Raw genomic sequence first — 16,033 nt, 5'->3', positions numbered from 1 at the left:
TTTCAGCTCGACCCGCCCAGTGCTGGATGGTGGGCGACCGGCTGCGCGACATGCAGGCCGGCCACAAAGTAGGCGTGCGCGGCATTTTGGTTGGCAGCTCCGAGCCGGCTACCTACCAACCCCGCGTAGCCAACCTGCGCGCCGCCACCAACCTGATTCTGGCTGGCCGTTAGCCCCTAAAAAGCCAGCAGGGCCTCCTTCCTTGGCGAAAGAGGCCCCTGCTGGCAGAGGAAGGAGAGTGGAAGCCGTGAGAGGTTACTGCCGCTCCGGCGGGTAGCCGTGCTGGCCATGGCTGGGGCCGCCACACGGGTGTCGGGTTTGGTAGCTGAGTAAGCCGGGCACTTAGTCCGGCAAGAAGCAGTACCCATTAGCGCGACAACGCTCAATAGGAATAGTTTCTTCATGAGAAAATGCAATAAGATGAGGTGCGAAAGCCCAACCAATCAGTTCAACAGCAGCGCTTTCCACGAGTTAACGACTGGCTAACAGTGAAATTGTCTAGTTCGTTCTAAATAATAATTTATCTAATAAGTACAAAAAAAGCCTTCTCCCAGAAGGAAGAAGGCTTTTGCAATACAGATTTGCTACCAAACGCTGCGGCAGCTTAGGCTTTTACTGACGCTCCGTAGTCGGGCCGTGCTGGGCCGTGATAGTAGAAGAAATGCGCGAGGCATCTTTCGTGCTGCTGTAGGCCGGGCACTGGGACTTTTTGTTGCAGGAGCTGAGCCCAAGGCCGGCTACGCAAGCGAGAAGTAGCAATTTTTTCATGAGAGTAGGTAGAATAAGCGAATGGGCCAGGCCCGAATGTACGTGTCAGCTGGTAAAGGTAGCCGAAGCGGCAACGGCTTGCAACTCACCGTGCCTCGACTTCGACCAGCGGCCCTCGGAACTCGATAAAAAACGGGAGCCTCCTCTTCCGGAAGCTCCCGTTTCTACTGCCTCTTACGACTGGTAGCCCAGAATCCGCATCATCGACTCGCCGGTTTGCTCCTCGGCAAAAACCCGGTCGGTGAGAGTGCCATCTTCGGCGCGGTCCAGAATGACCATTTTCGGGGCCGGAATCAGACAGTGCTTCACGCCGCCGTAGCCCGAGAGGCTTTCCTGGTAGGCTCCGGTGTGGAAAAAGCCCACGTACAGCGGTTTGGCATCGGCGGGCTTGCGCTCGGGCAGGAACACTTGGTAAATGTGCTTTTCGGCGTTGTAGTAGTCCTGAGAATCGCAGGTGAGCCCGCCCAGCTGGATTTTCTTGTACTGTTTGTTCCAGCCGTTCAGAGCCAGCATGATGAAGCGCTGGTTCAGGGCCCAGGTGTCGGGTAGGTTCGTGATAAACGAGCCGTCAATCATGTACCACAACTCCTTGTCGTTCTGCAGCTTCTCGTCCAGAATGCTGTAGATGGTTGCCCCGATTCGCCCACCGTGAAAATGCCGAACTCGGTGAAAATGTCCGGCTCCGGCACGCCCTCTTCCTCGCAGATGCGCTTGATGGTGCGCAGCACTTCCGCAATCATATAGGGGTAGTCGTACTCCTTCTGAATGCTGGTTTGAATGGGCAGGCCGCCCCCAATATCAATGGTGGTGAGGGTAGGGCACACCTTGCGCAGCTCGCAATACTTGTGCACGAAGCGGCTCAACTCCGACCAGTAGTAGGAGGTGTCCTTGATGCCGGTGTTGATGAAGTAGTGCAGCATGGTCAGCTCAAAGCGCGGATCGTCCTTGATCTTCTGCTGGTAGAGCGGCAGCGCGTCGGTGTAGCGGATGCCCAGGCGGGAGGTGTAAAACTGGAAGCGCGGCTCCTCGTCGGAGGCCAGGCGCATGCCCACGTTGCACTTCTCGCGCACGTTGTCGTGGTAGTAGTCTACCTCGTTGGGCGAGTCCAGAATGGGCATGCAGTTCACGAACCCGTCGTTGATCAGGCGCGTGATTTCGTACTTGTACTCCTCGGTTTTAAAGCCGTTACAGATAATGTAGGTATCCTTCGTGACCTTGCCCTTGGCGTGCATGGCCCGGATGATGTTGGTATCAAACCAGCTGGAGGTTTCGATGTGGACGCCGTTTTTCAGGGCTTCTTCCACCACGAAGCTGAAGTGCGAGGCCTTGGTGCAGTAGGCGTAGGAGTATTTGCCCTGGTAGCCGGTTTGCTCAATGCCCAGGCGGAACCACTCCTTGGCCCGCTGAATCTGGGAGCTGATTTTGGGCAGGTAAGCGAGGCGCAGGGGCGTGCCGTGCTTTTCTACCAGCGCCATGAGGTCAATATCGTGGAAGCGCAGCTCGTTTTGCTCTACCCGAAACTCGTCGGTCGGGAAATCGAACGTCTGCGAAATCAGGTCGTGGTAGGTATCCATTAAAGGAGTTGCTGAGAAAAGTTATGTGAGGGAAAAGGCTGGGCGGGCAGGTAGCCCACGGCCGGCTATTCGGTTAAAGGTTGAGCTTACCAGATTTCTAAACCCGCCGGCTTTTTCCGAACTTAGGACCCGCAAAGATACCCCTCGCCGGGGTTTTGGTTGTGCTTTGTTCGTTGGTTGCGCCGGAAGGTCCGCGCGCGTCAAGCCTGAGCGGAAGAGTTTTCGCTCAATCGGCAAGCATCTAAACCACCTAACCTCTTTTCTGCCAATGTAATATGCGACGCATTAAGCTTCTGGAAGTACGCTCCGAACTCGGGGCCGGAACCCGTGGTGCCAGTCTGGGCGTGGATGCCCTGAAGGTGGCCTGCCTCAACAAAGGTTCTGACTACTTCCGTCGGTTCAACTCGGTTAGCGTACCCGATCTGAACCACGTGCTCTTCGAAAAAAACCATTTTCCGAAGGCCAAACACATTGATTCTATCTACACGGTGCAAAAAGGCATTGCCAGCGCCGTAGAACAAACCTTGCGCTTCGGGGAGTTCCCGCTGGTACTGGCCGGCGACCATAGCAACGCCTCCGCCACCATTGCCGGCATCAAGGCGGCCTACCCCACAAAACGCTCGGGGTGGTGTGGGTAGATGCCCACGCCGACATCCACTCCCCATTTACTACCCCTCGGGCAACATGCACGGCATGCCGCTCGCCATCAGTCTGGGCGACGATAACCGCGAGTGCCAGCGCAACCACGTGGAGCCCGAAACCGAGTTTTTCTGGCAGAAGCTCAAAAACCTGGGCGAGCCCGGCCCGAAAGTGACCGGGGAGCACCTGATCTACATTGTGGTGCGCGACACGGAGTACGAGGAAGACGCCATCATTGACCGCCTGGGCATCAAAAACTACAAGCTGGACGAAGTGAAGGCCAAGGGCACCCGGCAGGTGGCGCGCGAGGTGTTCGAGCGCCTGCGCTTCTGCGACATGGTGTACGTGTCCTTCGACGTTGATTCCTTGGATTCGCGCTTTAGCAAGGGCACCGGCACGCCCGTGGAGGAAGGCCTCAACGTGGAAGAAGCCATCAGCCTGTGCCGCGCCCTGCTCGACAACGACCGGGTCGTCTGCTTTGAAATGGTGGAAATCAACCCTACCCTCGACAGCGAGAACACCATGGCTACCAATGCCTTCGACATTCTGGAAGCCGCCACCGACGCCATTCAGAAACGGCTGCGCCTGGAGGAGGTGGTAAGCCGGTAGGGGCGGGGCTTGGTTGCCGGGCTGCTCAGGCGCTTGATAACCAGGAAAAAGCGGATACATTCGTGCCTACCCGTTGCGTTTGTATCCGCTAGCTTTCCCTGCCCATGAAATCAGGTTTGTTGTGTGCTTTTGGTTTGCTGCTGCTAGCCAGCTGCACCGCTACCCCTTCGGCTCCTGGCAACGCAGGCAGCAGGCCCACTCCCGTAGTGGTGAAAGACTCCATTACAGGCAGCGTGGCCTACCGGGAGCGGATAGCGTTGTCGCCGATGGCCGTGGTGCGGGTGCACCTGCTGGATGTTTCGCTGCAGGATGTAGCCGCCACCGTCATCGATTCAGTGACGATTCGGCCCAACGGACGGCAGGTGCCGCTGCCCTTTACCCTGCGCTACGATACGGCCCGCATCCGGCCCAACTACACCTACACCGTGCAGGCCCGCATTACCGATGGCGGCCGGCTGCTGTTCCGCACCGACGTGGCCTACCCCGTGCTTACGCGCGGTAACCCCAAGCGCGTGGAGCTGCTGCTGCGCCGGGCCAGCCAGTAACTACAAGGTACACCAACCCCTTATCATTGCAAGCGGGAGCGAGGACTCTGGGCTACTGAGTAGAAGCTGACCCAGATTCCTCGCTCCCGCCCGTAATGACAAGCGGTTCAAAAGTTTACCGGCTGCCCTGGCGGTAGGGTACGCCAAATAGCCAGGACGTAAGCAAGGGCACAGCAAATACGGCTACCGTGAGAATCGTCAGGCCCACATCGGCGGTTTCGCTGGCCAAGAAGTGGCTGAACGGGTGCTGGGGCAGGTAGTGCTCAAATAAGGAAAGCAGCAGCTTCAGGCCCAGAATGCCGATAACGATAAACGCGGCCGTTTCCAGGAAGGGGTACTTGCCCATGAGCAGCACAAAGGCCTGGGCCACCAGCCGCATGGCCAAAATGCCAATGAATACGCCCAGGCAAATCAGAATCAGGTTGTCGGTGAAGGCCACTACGGCAAACACGTTGTCGATGGAAAAGGCCAGGTCCATGAGTTCAATCAGGGCCACGGTGGCCCAGAACGGGCCCAGCAACCCAGCGTGCTGCGGTAAAGCCAGCTTTTCTGCTTGTCCACGTCTTCCTCCTCCGAGGAGCTTCGGCTAGCAAACTGGCTGTAGGCCAGGTACAGCAGGTACAAGCCGCCCAAGGGCTTCAAATACCAGAACTGAATAAGATAGGAGGCAAACAGAATGCAGAGCCCCGAAACACGTAGGCCCCAATGATGCCGTAGCGGAGAGCTTTTTGCCGTTGCTCCCGGGGTAAATCGGAAACCATGGTGGCCAGCACGGCCGCGTTGTCCACGGAGAGCAGGCTTTCGATGATGACGAGGTTGCCCACGATGGCCAGGGCGGCCAGGGGATTGTCGAGGATTTGCTGGAGATGAACGTTCATGCGTGGGGCGCAAGATACTGGTTGCAGCCATACACGCAGTTGTGGCGGCTTAGGTTGAGCCAACTTCGAGGCAGCCGCTTCCTGCTGGCACAGGCGCCCCACCACGCCCACGTATTTTTTCGGCGGCATCCGGCCGGGCTTTTTACCTTTGCAGCAGCGGCTGGCGCGTTAGCCCGCCGCGCTACCCCGTCATGAAGCCGATTCTTTGGAGCCGTATGCAACGACGACTCTAGCGTAAGCTGGGGCCCGGTCGCGGTGCTATTCACTTCCCTGAGTAGCCGCCGGCTGGCTCGTAGTTTACGCTGTATTCGTTGTGACTTTTCCACTTAATCATCTTCCGGAAGCCTAGTATCCGGCTTCTTTTAAGCGATTCGCTTTCCGTGCAACAACTCGAACAAACCCTCAAGGCGGCCCTCGGCGCCGCTATTAAAAATGTATTTGACGCCGAGGTAGCCTCGCCCCAGCTTACGTTGCAGCCCACGCGCAAGGAGTTTGCCGGCCAGTTTACGCTCGTCACGTTTCCCTTCACCAAAACCCTGGGCAAAGGCCCGAGCAAATCGGGCAGGGCATTGGCGAGTGGCTGGTGCAGAACGAGCCCCTGGTGAAAGGCTACAACGTGGTGAAGGGCTTTCTGAACCTGGAAATTGCCGATACGGCCTGGGTAGCGCTATTCGACCGGCTGCGCCAGCTGCCGGCCGGCTCGCCCGTGGAAACCGGCGGCTCCCAGAACGTGGTGGTGGAGTATTCCTCGCCCAACACCAACAAGCCCCTGCACCTGGGTCACCTGCGCAACAACTTTCTGGGCTACTCCGTGGCCGAAATTTTGAAGGCGACCGGTGCTACCGTTAACAAGGTGAACTTGGTCAACGACCGGGGCATCCACATCTGCAAGTCCATGCTGGCCTATCAGCAGTATGGCAACGGCGAAACCCCCCAGCAGGCCGGTATCAAAGGCGACCATCTGATTGGCAAGTACTACGTGCTGTTTGAAAAGCACTACCGCGAGCAGGTGCGCCAGCTCGAAGCCGAAGGTGTTGCCGCCGACGTAGCCAAGCGCCAGGCCCCCTGATGCTGGAGGCCCAGGACATGCTGCGCGCCTGGGAAGCCAACGACGAGACGGTGGTAAGTCTCTGGAAGCAAATGAACGGCTGGGTGTACGAGGGCTTCAACGAAACCTACCAGACCATCGGCGTCGATTTTGATAAGTACTACTACGAGTCGGGCACTTACCTGCTGGGCAAGGAGCGGGTAGAGGAAGGCCTGCAGAAAGGCGTGTTTTTCCGGAAGGAAGATGGCTCGGTGTGGGTGGACCTCAAGGAAGAAGGCCTCGACGAAAAGCTGCTGCTGCGCGCCGACGGTACCAGCGTGTACATCACCCAAGACCTAGGCACGGCCGAGCTCAAGTACCAGGACTTCAACTATGACCTCTCCGTCTACGTCATTGCCGACGAGCAGAACTACCACATGCAGGTGCTCAAGGCCGTGCTCAAAAAGCTCGACAAGCCCTACGCCGACGCCATTTACCACCTCAGCTACGGCATGGTGGACCTGCCCTCGGGCAAGATGAAAAGCCGGGAAGGCACCGTCGTGGATGCTGACGAGCTGGTGCGCGAGGTAGTAGCCGCCGCCCAGGCCGCTACCCTGGAAAAAGGCAAAACCGAAGGCCTCACCGACGAGCAGGCCGCTGAGCTCTACCACATGCTGGGCCTGGGCGCCCTGAAGTACTACCTGCTGAAGGTCGACCCCAAGAAGCGCATGCTCTTCAACCCCGAAGAGTCCGTGAGCCTGGAAGGTCACACCGGCCCCTTTATTCAGTACTCCCACGCCCGGATTTCGGCCATCCGCCGCAAGGCCGCCGAGCTGGGCATTGCCGAAGATGCCTCCCTCGCGAGCCTCACCGAGCTGCACGACACCGAGCGGGAACTGGTGCAGGAGCTGGGCCGCTACCCCGCTGTCGTAACCGAAGCCGCCCGCACCCAGTCGCCGGCCGTGGTGGCCCAGTACGCCTACGACGTAGCCAAGGCGTACAACCGGGTGTACACCGAAGTGGAAATCTTCCGGGAGGCCGATGCCACCAAAAAGGCCTTCCGCATTGCCCTGTCGGCCCAAACGGCGCAGGCCATCAAAACCAGCATGGGCCTGCTCGGCATCCAGGTGCCCGAGCGGATGTAATGTTCACTATCGAGGCTAGCGGAGTGGCATAGTTCGCCACAGCACTATAGTGTCGGTCCGCCGGATGCCTCGTGCCGTTTGACATAACGTTCTTATCCTCACCAGCAGCACCGCCCACTACGGGTGGTGCTGCTGTTTTTCTTTTGTCATTAACATTAAGTGAGGAGCGTATGCTACCTCGCCAGCAGCCTATGAAAAGCGTAGCCGTGTATTGCGGTGCCAGCAGCGGCACCAACGAATTATTTACCCAGCAGGCCCAGGCTATGGGTCGGGCCCTGGCCGAGCGGGATATGACGCTGGTGTACGGCGGCGGCCGCGTGGGCCTCATGGGCGCCGTAGCCGACAGTGCCCTGGCCCACGGCGGCAAGGTAATCGGGGTAATTCCCGATTTTCTGGTGGAAAAAGAAGTAGAGCACCGGGGCGTCACGGAGCTGCACATCGTCAAGAGTATGCACGAGCGGAAGCTGCTGATGGCCGACCTGGCGGAAGGTTTCGTGGCCATGCCCGGCGGCTACGGCACCCTGGAAGAGCTGTTTGAGGTCCTGACCTGGGGCCAGCTGGGCCTGCACCGCAAGCCCATTGGCGTGCTCAACGTGGCGGGCTACTACGACCACCTGCTCCGCGCCCTCGACCACATGGCCGATGAAGGCCTGCTGCGCCGCGAAAACCGCAACCAGCTTCTGAGCAACCCTGACCCGAACGTCCTGCTCGACGCCATGCTCACCTACCAGCCCCTGAACCTGGAAAAGTGGCTAACCCCCCGCACTACCTAACTGGCTTGCACCGGGGTGCGCCGCAGCCAATACAACCTGCTATTACCCAAAAAGCCCGACCTGCGCTTGATGCGGGCCGGGCTTTTCATGGTAAGCAAGATTATTCTGGCATGCGGTACACCACGGCGTTGCAGTTCATGCCGGCCCCACGGAGGCAAATACGATGGTTTGGCCTGGGGTGATTTCGTTGCCATTGAGCTGGCGCTTTACCAACAAATCAAAGAGGGTAGGCAGGGTAGCCACCGACGAGTTGCCCAGCCAGGAAATGGTCATGGGCATGACTTCTTCCGGAATGGTGGCCTCGCCATACAGGCTGTAGAGGCGCTTGAGGATGGCATCGTCCATTTTGCCGTTGGCCTGGTGCAGCAGCAGTTTGTGCATGGCCGCCAGGGGTAGGCCGGCTTTGTCGAGGCAGTCTTTGATGGCCTGGGGCACGGTTTTGAGGGCGTACTCATAGAGCTTGCGGCCTTCCATTTTCAGAAACAGCTCCTGACCCTCGTAGGCCGGGTTATAGGAAGCGCCCATGCGCAGCAGATGGGCCGCCTGCACGGTATCGGAGCGGGTGCTGTGGCACAGGATGCCCACCGGTTCATCGCTTTCGCGGGCTTCCAGCAGCACGGCCCCGGCCCCATCCGCGTAGAGCATACTGTCCCGATCGTGGGGGTCGCAGACGCGCGAAAGCACCTCGGCCCCAATGACCAGCACGCGGCGGGCGTCGCCGGAGCGCAGGTAGTAGTCGGCCTGAATGAGGGCTTGCAGCCAGCCGGGACACCCGAACGGGAGGTCGTAGGCAATGGTCTGCGGGTTTTCAATCCCCAGCTTGTGCTTGACCCGGGCCGCCAAGCTCGGGACGAAGTCGGAGCGCTTGTTTGTGGCGCTGACGTCGCCGAAGTTGTGAGCCACTAGGATGTAATCCAGCTGCTCCGGGTCAGCCCCACACGATTGCAGCGCGTCCTGGGCGGCCAGAAAGGCAATGTCAGAAGTTACTTGGTCGTCGGTGACGTAGCGGCGTTCCTGGATGTCAGTGATTTGCGCAAACCGTTCCACAATTTCCGCCCCCGACTTGGGAAGCAGCGTGCCGGTGGCATCAAAGAACGTGGAAGAGATGAACTCCTCATTTTTAACAACGCGCGAGGGGAGGTAGCTGCCTGTTCCGGTAATGACCGAATGGAGAGTCTTACGCATAACAGAAAGTGCGGAATGAGGACGCAACTATGTGTAAAAGTAGGGCCTTTTTAACAGTGGCAGCCGGCGGGGGCGAAAAACAACTCGCTGCAACGTGTACCTTCGTTTCTGACCAGGGCCTGAACATTGCGCCAGGCCGCCGGTTGCTTGCTGACCCTTTTTCCTTAATTCCCATGAAAGCTTTGCTCCTGTCGGGGCTGCTGGCCGCGGCCGGCTTTTCCTGCAACTTCACTTCGCCTCCTACCTCCGCCATGACCCCGAAACCACCGCCCCGGCTACCGGCACCGTGTACGACTTCACCGTAAAAAGCATTGACGGTAAAGACGTAAAGCTTAGTCAATATAAAGGCAAAAAGCTGCTCATCGTGAATACGGCCTCGGAGTGCGGCTATACGCCGCAGTATAAGGAGCTGGAGGAGCTCTACCAAAAGCACGGCGACAAGGTAGTGGTGCTGGGTTTTCCGGCCAACAACTTCGGCGGCCAGGAGCCCGGCACGGAAGCCCAGATTGCCGCATTCTGCGAGAAAAACTACGGCGTTACCTTCCCGCTGTTCAGCAAGGTTTCGGTAAAGGGCGCCGACACGGCCCCACTCTATAAGTTTCTGGCCGACAAAGCCAAGAACGGAGCCGTAGCCGATGCCCCGAACTGGAACTTCTGCAAGTATCTGGTAGATGAAACCGGCCACGTGGTGGCGTTTTACCCCTCCAAGGTAAAGCCTATGAGCGAGGAGCTGGTAGCGGCCATTCTGAAGTAATAGCTACCCTAACCCAGTGCGGCAGCCTGCCCCGCTTGTGCTTTTGGTGGCACGGCGGAGCAGGCTGCTTTTTTCGGCCCGAAGGTGGCAGGTTTCCTACCTTCGCGCTCATAACTAACCTCTGCCCGCATGGTACGCACCGTTATTTTTGACATGGATGGAGTAATTGTAGATACGGAGCCGGTGCACCGCTACGCCTATTTCAGCCACTTCCGGGAGCTGGGCATTGCGGTTTCGGACGCGGAGTATGCCACCTTCACGGGCCGCTCCACCAAGAATGTGTACCAGCACCTCAAGGACAAGCACCACCTGGGCCAGCCGGTAGAAGAGCTGGTGATGATGAAGCGGGAGTTCTTTAACCGGGCCTTCGACGAAAAACCCGACCTAGACCTGCTGGAGGGCGTACGCACCCTCATTGAAGATCTGCACGCGCACGGCCTGCAGCTGATCCTGGCCTCTTCCGCGTCCCACTCCACCATCGACCGGGTAATGCGGCGGTTCGCGCTGGGCCCGTATTTCTCCCACCTTGTTAGCGGCGAGGACTTTCCGCGCTCTAAGCCCGACCCGGCCATTTTCATGCACGCGGCTTCCCTCTCGCATGCGCCCCAGGCAGAGTGTGTGGTAATCGAAGATTCCGCCAACGGCGTAACGGCCGCCAAAGCCGCCGGCCTGTACTGCATCGGCTACAACAGTGCGCATTCCCCGCTCCAAGACCTGAGCCATGCTGATCTGGTAGTGGGGCACTTCAACGAGCTGACCGCCGCCCGGATTGCCGCCCTTGAAACCGTGTAGGTAGAGGCGCACACTTCAAAAGCACCCGATTCTGCTTTCCACTTATGGCATCTTCTTCCTCGGCCGCGTCTGCTACCCCCACGAGCCCAGCCAAAGCCTGGCTTTCCGCCTTTCGGCCCCGCACCTTGCCGCTGGCCCTAGCCAGCATTATGGCAGGCGGGTTTCTGGCGGCTAGCCACGGGCAGTTCCGCGGCGCGGTGGTTGGGCTGGCGGCCCTCACCACCATTCTGCTCCAGATTCTCAGCAACCTTGCCAACGACTACGGCGACTCGCAGAACGGGGCCGACAGCGTGCATCGCGAGGGGCCGCAACGGGCAGTGCAAAGCGGGGCCATCAGCCCCCAGCAGATGAAAAAGGGCATGGGCGTGTTCGGGCTGCTCTCCTTGCTGAGTGGCTTGCTGCTGCTGTGGGTAGCCCTGGGTACGGCCGGCGCCTGGGTTTTCCTGGCTTTCTTCGTGCTAGGCCTGTCCGCCATTTGGGCCGCCGTAAACTACACGGCCGGCGCCAAACCCTACGGCTACGCCGGCCTCGGTGACTTGTCGGTATTCATCTTTTTCGGCATAGTGGGGGTGTGCGGCACGTATTATTTGCAAGCCTACAGCCAGGTGGAAGTCTGGACGCAGGCCTTGCCGCTGCCGGTGCTGTTGCCGGCCGCCGCCCTGGGCTGCTTTGCCACGGCCGTGCTCAACGTCAACAACATCCGCGACATCCGCTCCGACGAGCTAGCCGGCAAAATCACGATTCCGGTGCGCCTGGGGCCGGTACACGCCCGGCGCTACCATTGGCTGTTGCTGCTGCTCGGTTTTGGCTGCGCCGTGGTCTACGTGGCCCTTACCTACCACTCGCCCTGGCAGTGGCTGTTTCTGCTGGCGGCCCCGCTGCTGTTGCGCAACGCTACCCAGGTATGGCAACGCCAGGACAGCATGCAGCTCGACCCGCTGCTCAAGCAAATGGCCCTCACCACGCTGGTGTTTACCCTGCTGTTCGGGGTAGGACAGGTGCTGTAATTGACTTCAGCCGGAGACAGGAAGAAACAGGATCATATGTTGTCAATATAAACAGGACTTAAATAGGGCGGTTCCGTGGCTATTTGCGTGGGACAAGAGTAAAGGGTACTGCGTTCTGCGCTTGCCAAAAGCGTGGCGCAAAAAAAATATTTCGGAATGCGCGTGTGGAATACGGATCCGTGCAGCATCAGTGGGGTAGTCTAACGCTAACCCCGGGTGTGGCCCCGTGCTTGTGCCGCTGCATTATGAAAGTCTATGTAATTATTAGTCTGTGGCTAAGCGTAGTAGCTTGCCAAGCACAATCCCATTCGCCGGGAGAAACTAAGGGGGAATTCGGGTCCGCACCCAATGGCCTACTGTATTCGCCCCAAACCATGCGTCAACTTCGACACATCGTTGATTCTTTACACCTGCGCTACAAGGTGTGCGAGCTACGGCGCGCTTATCGTAGCCACTGGCAGGGCCAGGCCCACCACGTGCGGCTGGAGTCGGGAAATATAGCAGCGGCTGCGGAGGCGCTCAGGCACGGCATCAGCCCCGAAGCTTTTGCCATGCGTTTCCCAGCTGCGAAAATTGAGCGTGGCCTGCTAGTGGTTAGCTCTCAGCAGGAAAGGGAGCAAAAGAATAAAAAAGCGGTTTTTACTACCTATCACACCATCCCTTTTGACGGTCAGAAAGAATATTCTCTAGAAGTTGCGGGTGTGCAACAGCCGCCGGGGCCAGGGCAATGGGTAGTAGAGTACGAAAAGAAAGGATACGGTGGCCCCTACGTTGAGGCGCTGTATTTCCCGGCCGGCTTAACCCAGACGAAGCTGCCTCAACAGTATGCAACACTAGTGCAGTACGCCGATTGCTTGGTGGATACTACCGCTCAAATTTATCTTGAGGCGGCACAGCGGACGGGGGTACGGCTGCAAAACAAGGAGTCGGCTAGCGAAGCAGCGTTTATGCGGTATGTCCACCAGCAAACCCATCGCCCTACTCATAACTATAATGGCCGCCTGAGTGAAACCGAACAAGAAGCCCGCTGGCAGGCTTACCGCAATTGGGACTCGCTGCGCCTAACTAAAGTTGATGCCATTGCTGCCACGCCACAGTTTCGCGAATTGCTTAGGCAAGCTGCTACCGATGCCGCGAGTGTTGGTACATCTTCTGATGAGTTCGAGGAATACGTGGCGCGTTATTACTCACCCCGCCGGGCACTGGAGTTGAAGCGAAGCCGTCGGGTAATAGGGGGGTGCAGCCAAGACAATGGCCCCCGCCGGCACGCTCTGGGCATTGCCCAACTCTCGGCCGAAGCAGTAAATTGGGAAACCTTTTTACGAGCTCACCTCGACATTATGAACGACCGGTTTGAGCGCGTTTCGGATGGTAGCTATGCGTGGGCAGCCCGCCAGACCTACTTGCGCGAACTGGAAGAGCTTGATATTAACGTGCCTGATTTAATGTTAGGCATCAGCTTGCGGATCGATAATCCTAGCCAAAACCACTATTTCGGCACGCCCTACCGTGTGGGCCGAGCCCTAACCGAAACGCGGCAGCCGCGAGAAATGGAGCAACGCCTGCTTACGCTTGTGGCAGACTCCACGCTGGATACCTACAATCGGGTGCTTGCCTACTACCTGTTTCTAAACTATATCCAGCACCTCGATGATAAGATGCAGCAGCAACAGAATGTAGCCAAACTCAACAAGGCAGTACAAACGTTGCCTACCTACTTGGTTGCACGAGCTACCGTAAAAGAGCCTAAGTAACACAAAAGCCCCCGTTGCAGCTGCAACGGGGGCTTTTCTTATTAAGCTTAACTCTTTATTCGGCGCTGGGAGCTGCTGGGGCAATCACTGTGGCCTCGGCGGCGCCACCATCTGGGCGGGGGCCACGGCCACTGCGGTTGCGGCCGCCCCGCTTGCGGCGGCGCTGGCCTTCCGGTTTCTCGCCTTCAGCGCGGGGCTCGGTGCTCACTTCGCCCTCGGGGCGGGGGGCACGTGGTTCGCGGGCGGACGAGCTTCGCCTTCCGGCCGTGGGGTGCGCGGCTCCCGGCGGGGGCGGCTCTCGCTGCCTTCGGGACGGTCTTCGCGGGGTGGGCGCTGGTAGGGCTGGGCGGGGGCTTGGCCGGCATCCAGGGCCGCTAGGGCTGCCTGGGCTTTGGCAATACGCTCTTGCTGCTGGGCATCGGGTTTGCCATCACCGCGGCCTGGGTGCGCGCCACGGCCACTGCGGCCACCTTCGCCGCGCGGGCCTCGCTCACCTTCGGGCGGGGGCCACGGTCGCGGCCGCCACCAGAGCCCCCGCTACGTCCCCGCGCTCCGGCCGGCCACCAACTTTACCGCGCAGGCCGCTGAAACGTTTTGGGTCGAACTCCGGCGCTTCACCCAAGCCGAGCTCTTCGGTGATATTCTTTTTCTCGATTTCCCGCTCAATCAGCTTTTCAATCTTCACCACCCGGTCCTGGTCCTGGTCCGAAATGAAGGTAATGGCCGTGCCTTTGGTAGCGGCGCGGGCCGTGCGGCCGATGCGGTGCACGTAATCCTCGGCGGCGCGCGGAATGTCGTAGTTTACCACGTGGCTCAAGGAGTCAATATCAATGCCGCGGCTGAGTACGTCGGTAGCTACCAGAATGGGGAATTGCTTGTTTTTGAAGGCGCGCATGATTTCCTCCCGCTCCTCCTGGGTGCGGTCGGAGGAGATGCCGCGAGCCTCGATGCCGAGCTTGTTGATGGCCCGCACAATGCCGCCCACGGCCGCTTTCTGCGAGGTAAATAGCACCATGCTCTGCACATCCTGGGTTTTGATGATGTGCTCCAGCAGGTAAATCTTCTGGCGGTCGAAGGCCAGGTAGAATTGCTGGTCGATGCCGGCGGCGGGCTTGGATACGGCCAGACGGATTTCCTCGGGCTGATTTAGAATCTGCTGCGAGAACTCCCGGATTTTGTTGGGCATGGTGGCCGAGAACAGCAAGGTCTGGCGCTCCTTGGGCAGCTGCCGCACAATGTTGAGGATGTCATCGGAGAAACCCATGTCCATCATCTTGTCGGCCTCATCGAGCACCAAATACTTCAGGTCCTCGAACTTGACGTAGCCCATTTGCATGTGGGCAATGAGGCGGCCGGGGGTAGCAATGATGATGTCGGCGCCGGAGGTTAGGGCGCGCTTCTGCTGTTCCCAGCCTTCGCTTTTGCCCCCGCCGTAAATGGCAATGGAGCTGGCCTCTACAAAGTAGCCGAAGCCAGTTACCTGCTCATCAATCTGAGTGGCCAGCTCACGGGTGGGAACCAGCACCAAGGTGGAGGTAGTGCCGTGCTTGGCGTGCGAAATCTTATCGAGTAGGGGCAGCAGGTAGGCGGCCGTTTTGCCGGTGCCGGTTTGGGCGCAGGCTATCAGGTCTTTGCCTTCGAGAATGCGGGGAATGGCCTGCTCCTGAATGGGCGTGGCATTCTGGTAATTCATGGCGTCCACGCCGGCCAGCAGGTCGTCGTGGAGGTTAAAATCGTGAAACTTCAAGGTTCAGCGAATTAGGATGATGAAATGGCTGACCTTGTTGTCCGGTCAGCAAACCGCTTGTGTAATGCTAACAAAGATAGGAGGAATTCGTGCCCTGCCGTTGGGCTTTGGGTAGCGGTGGCAAGCCGGGCCTGGTTAAGCGGCCGGCCCCGCCAGAATTTCCAACTGCCAGCGTAGCTCCTCCGCTCGCACCGGAAACGGCTCACCTTCCCGGATGGTCTGGTACACGGCATCAAACAAGCCACTGTAGTTGCCCCGCGGCGCGGCTACAGCCGAAGTTGTGGCTTCGGCTTCGTGCATTAAAGTCAGCTGGCCTTCCGCGCCGGCGGGCTCCTGCCCAAAGGGCGCGGCCGTGGGTAGTAGGCCCTGGTCAAGCTGACTTTCCTGCACGTCGGCGCGCTGCTTGTGTAAGGAGCCGCGGGTGCCGTGCAGCACGTAGGCCGGTACCGGGGCCGCCGTCAGCAAACTACCCGTCACAAACACGTTCAGCCCGCCAGGGTAGGCCAAATGGAAGTGGAAGTAATCATCGACCTGGGAGCCGGGGCGGTGGCTGGCCAGGGTTTTGTGCACCCGCTCCGGCCACCCAAACAAACTCAGGGCCTGGTCGAGCACGTGGGGGCCGAGGTCGTAGCTAAGGCCGCTGCCGGGGTAGTGGGGTCTTCCTTGAACACCTTGGCGTTCAGGGCCGCCTTGTACCGATCGAAGCGAAAGTGCACTTCCGTGAGCTGGCCCAGCTGCCCGCTCTCCACTACCTGCCGTACCAACTGGAAGTCGGAATCCCAGCGGCGGTTCTGGTAGGCTAGCAGGTGGAGGCCGCGTTCCTGGGCCAGCTGCAG

19 protein-coding genes and 2 pseudogenes are annotated in these 16,033 nt (G+C 59.2%); 11 read left to right on the top strand and 10 right to left on the bottom strand.

Annotated features, from left to right (window positions below):
• Positions 1-26 precede the first annotated feature (26 nt).
• A complete protein-coding gene (locus tag MUN84_RS23560; protein WP_317239115.1) occupies positions 27-173 on the top strand; it encodes an HAD hydrolase-like protein in 147 nt (48 codons plus the stop codon).
• A gap of 3 nt (positions 174-176) precedes the next feature.
• Here the strand turns inward: MUN84_RS23560 and MUN84_RS04875 are convergent, their stop codons facing one another.
• The 3 genes and pseudogenes from MUN84_RS04875 to MUN84_RS04865 form a co-directional block, all read right to left on the bottom strand.
• Positions 177-404 (bottom strand): hypothetical protein, encoded by a 228-nt coding sequence (locus MUN84_RS04875; RefSeq protein ID WP_244696889.1) that lies wholly within the window; start codon positions 402-404, stop codon positions 177-179.
• Between the two features lie 208 nt (positions 405-612).
• Complete coding sequence (locus tag MUN84_RS04870) at positions 613-768, bottom strand: hypothetical protein (protein WP_244696888.1); 156 nt, start codon at positions 766-768, stop codon at positions 613-615.
• A 174-nt stretch (positions 769-942) separates the two neighbouring features.
• Positions 943-2,342: pseudogene (locus MUN84_RS04865) on the bottom strand (arginine decarboxylase).
• A 275-nt stretch (positions 2,343-2,617) separates the two neighbouring features.
• Between MUN84_RS04865 and MUN84_RS23555 the strand changes: the two are divergent.
• The 3 genes from MUN84_RS23555 to MUN84_RS04855 all read left to right on the top strand — a co-directional run bounded on the left by MUN84_RS23555 (position 2,618) and on the right by MUN84_RS04855 (position 4,135).
• Positions 2,618-2,980, top strand: coding sequence for an arginase family protein (locus MUN84_RS23555; protein WP_317239114.1), 363 nt, complete (start codon positions 2,618-2,620; stop codon positions 2,978-2,980).
• A 46-nt stretch (positions 2,981-3,026) separates the two neighbouring features.
• Positions 3,027-3,590, top strand: coding sequence for an arginase family protein (locus MUN84_RS23550; protein ID WP_317239113.1), 564 nt, complete (start codon positions 3,027-3,029; stop codon positions 3,588-3,590).
• Positions 3,591-3,694: 104 nt separating this feature from the next.
• Positions 3,695-4,135: a YbaY family lipoprotein gene (locus MUN84_RS04855; RefSeq protein ID WP_244696887.1), complete on the top strand. Its 441-nt coding sequence runs from the start codon at positions 3,695-3,697 to the stop codon at positions 4,133-4,135.
• A 115-nt stretch (positions 4,136-4,250) separates the two neighbouring features.
• On the opposite strand, the gene MUN84_RS04850 is transcribed toward MUN84_RS04855, so the two are convergent.
• Genes MUN84_RS04850 through MUN84_RS04840 form a run of 3 tightly spaced genes read right to left on the bottom strand, consistent with a single transcriptional unit; the run spans position 4,251 to position 5,013 of the window.
• Positions 4,251-4,631 carry a DUF475 domain-containing protein gene (locus MUN84_RS04850; protein ID WP_244696886.1) on the bottom strand — a complete coding sequence of 127 codons (381 nt, stop codon included), beginning with the start codon at positions 4,629-4,631 and terminating at the stop codon, positions 4,251-4,253.
• Positions 4,622-4,777 carry a hypothetical protein gene (locus MUN84_RS04845; protein ID WP_244696885.1) on the bottom strand — a complete coding sequence of 52 codons (156 nt, stop codon included), beginning with the start codon at positions 4,775-4,777 and terminating at the stop codon, positions 4,622-4,624. The genes MUN84_RS04850 and MUN84_RS04845 overlap by 10 nt, the downstream gene beginning before the upstream one ends.
• Positions 4,774-5,013, bottom strand: coding sequence for a TerC family protein (locus tag MUN84_RS04840; RefSeq protein WP_244696884.1), 240 nt, complete (start codon positions 5,011-5,013; stop codon positions 4,774-4,776). Before MUN84_RS04840 ends, MUN84_RS04845 begins: the two co-directional genes overlap by 4 nt.
• Positions 5,014-5,393: 380 nt before the next feature.
• On the opposite strand from MUN84_RS04840, the pseudogene argS reads away from it, so the two are divergent.
• Positions 5,394-7,185, top strand: a pseudogene (gene argS, locus MUN84_RS04835) (arginine--tRNA ligase).
• 191 nt (positions 7,186-7,376) lie between these two features.
• Positions 7,377-7,958 (top strand): TIGR00730 family Rossman fold protein, encoded by a 582-nt coding sequence (locus MUN84_RS04830; protein ID WP_244696883.1) that lies wholly within the window; start codon positions 7,377-7,379, stop codon positions 7,956-7,958.
• 135 nt (positions 7,959-8,093) lie between these two features.
• Here the strand turns inward: MUN84_RS04830 and MUN84_RS04825 are convergent, their stop codons facing one another.
• Positions 8,094-9,143: a ketoacyl-ACP synthase III gene (locus MUN84_RS04825; protein ID WP_317239112.1), complete on the bottom strand. Its 1,050-nt coding sequence runs from the start codon at positions 9,141-9,143 to the stop codon at positions 8,094-8,096.
• Positions 9,144-9,316: 173 nt separating this feature from the next.
• Here MUN84_RS04825 and MUN84_RS22845 point away from each other — a divergent pair, with 173 nt between their 5' ends.
• The 5 genes from MUN84_RS22845 (at position 9,317) to MUN84_RS04805 (ending at position 13,450) form a co-directional block, all read left to right on the top strand.
• A complete protein-coding gene (locus tag MUN84_RS22845) occupies positions 9,317-9,448 on the top strand; it encodes a hypothetical protein (protein WP_262920647.1) in 132 nt (43 codons plus the stop codon).
• Positions 9,430-9,897 carry a glutathione peroxidase gene (locus MUN84_RS04820; protein WP_244696882.1) on the top strand — a complete coding sequence of 156 codons (468 nt, stop codon included), beginning with the start codon at positions 9,430-9,432 and terminating at the stop codon, positions 9,895-9,897. Before MUN84_RS22845 ends, MUN84_RS04820 begins: the two co-directional genes overlap by 19 nt.
• A gap of 129 nt (positions 9,898-10,026) precedes the next feature.
• Entirely contained in the window at positions 10,027-10,689 is a 663-nt protein-coding gene (locus MUN84_RS04815; protein WP_244696881.1) for an HAD family hydrolase, read from the top strand.
• 44 nt (positions 10,690-10,733) lie between these two features.
• On the top strand, positions 10,734-11,696 hold the full coding sequence (locus MUN84_RS04810; protein WP_244696880.1) for a 1,4-dihydroxy-2-naphthoate polyprenyltransferase: 963 nt from the start codon (positions 10,734-10,736) through the stop codon (positions 11,694-11,696).
• 374 nt (positions 11,697-12,070) lie between these two features.
• Positions 12,071-13,450, top strand: a complete 1,380-nt coding sequence (locus tag MUN84_RS04805; protein WP_244696879.1) for a hypothetical protein — start codon at positions 12,071-12,073, stop codon at positions 13,448-13,450.
• A 55-nt stretch (positions 13,451-13,505) separates the two neighbouring features.
• Here the strand turns inward: MUN84_RS04805 and MUN84_RS04800 are convergent, their stop codons facing one another.
• From MUN84_RS04800 to MUN84_RS04790, 3 genes are all read right to left on the bottom strand, one after another.
• Entirely contained in the window at positions 13,506-13,658 is a 153-nt protein-coding gene (locus MUN84_RS04800; protein WP_244696878.1) for a hypothetical protein, read from the bottom strand.
• Between the two features lie 282 nt (positions 13,659-13,940).
• Positions 13,941-15,197, bottom strand: coding sequence for a DEAD/DEAH box helicase (locus tag MUN84_RS04795; protein ID WP_244696877.1), 1,257 nt, complete (start codon positions 15,195-15,197; stop codon positions 13,941-13,943).
• Between the two features lie 135 nt (positions 15,198-15,332).
• Positions 15,333-15,980, bottom strand: coding sequence for a Gfo/Idh/MocA family oxidoreductase (locus MUN84_RS04790; RefSeq protein WP_410780092.1), 648 nt, complete (start codon positions 15,978-15,980; stop codon positions 15,333-15,335).
• Positions 15,981-16,033: the final 53 nt, after the last annotated feature.

It is taken from the genome of Hymenobacter sp. 5516J-16 (assembly GCF_022919335.1).
Classification (GTDB): Bacteria; Bacteroidota; Bacteroidia; order Cytophagales; family Hymenobacteraceae; genus Hymenobacter; species Hymenobacter sublimis.
This window is presented reverse-complemented; position numbering and strand designations above follow the sequence as displayed.

Excerpts from the sequence above, each read along its gene's own strand:
- MUN84_RS04805 (WP_244696879.1), top strand. The coding sequence starts at position 12,071 with ATGCGTCAACTTCGACACATCGTTGATTCTTTACACCTGCGCTACAAG.
- MUN84_RS23560 (WP_317239115.1), top strand. The coding sequence starts at position 27 with ATGGTGGGCGACCGGCTGCGCGACATGCAGGCCGGCCACAAAGTAGGC.
- MUN84_RS23555 (WP_317239114.1), top strand. The coding sequence starts at position 2,618 with ATGCGACGCATTAAGCTTCTGGAAGTACGCTCCGAACTCGGGGCCGGA.
- MUN84_RS04870 (WP_244696888.1), bottom strand. The coding sequence starts at position 768 with ATGAAAAAATTGCTACTTCTCGCTTGCGTAGCCGGCCTTGGGCTCAGC.
- MUN84_RS04825 (WP_317239112.1), bottom strand. The coding sequence starts at position 9,143 with ATGCGTAAGACTCTCCATTCGGTCATTACCGGAACAGGCAGCTACCTC.
- MUN84_RS23550 (WP_317239113.1), top strand. The coding sequence starts at position 3,027 with ATGCACGGCATGCCGCTCGCCATCAGTCTGGGCGACGATAACCGCGAG.
- MUN84_RS22845 (WP_262920647.1), top strand. The coding sequence starts at position 9,317 with ATGAAAGCTTTGCTCCTGTCGGGGCTGCTGGCCGCGGCCGGCTTTTCC.
- MUN84_RS04815 (WP_244696881.1), top strand. The coding sequence starts at position 10,027 with ATGGTACGCACCGTTATTTTTGACATGGATGGAGTAATTGTAGATACG.
- MUN84_RS04830 (WP_244696883.1), top strand. The coding sequence starts at position 7,377 with ATGAAAAGCGTAGCCGTGTATTGCGGTGCCAGCAGCGGCACCAACGAA.
- MUN84_RS04840 (WP_244696884.1), bottom strand. The coding sequence starts at position 5,013 with ATGAACGTTCATCTCCAGCAAATCCTCGACAATCCCCTGGCCGCCCTG.
- MUN84_RS04855 (WP_244696887.1), top strand. The coding sequence starts at position 3,695 with ATGAAATCAGGTTTGTTGTGTGCTTTTGGTTTGCTGCTGCTAGCCAGC.
- MUN84_RS04810 (WP_244696880.1), top strand. The coding sequence starts at position 10,734 with ATGGCATCTTCTTCCTCGGCCGCGTCTGCTACCCCCACGAGCCCAGCC.
- MUN84_RS04875 (WP_244696889.1), bottom strand. The coding sequence starts at position 404 with ATGAAGAAACTATTCCTATTGAGCGTTGTCGCGCTAATGGGTACTGCT.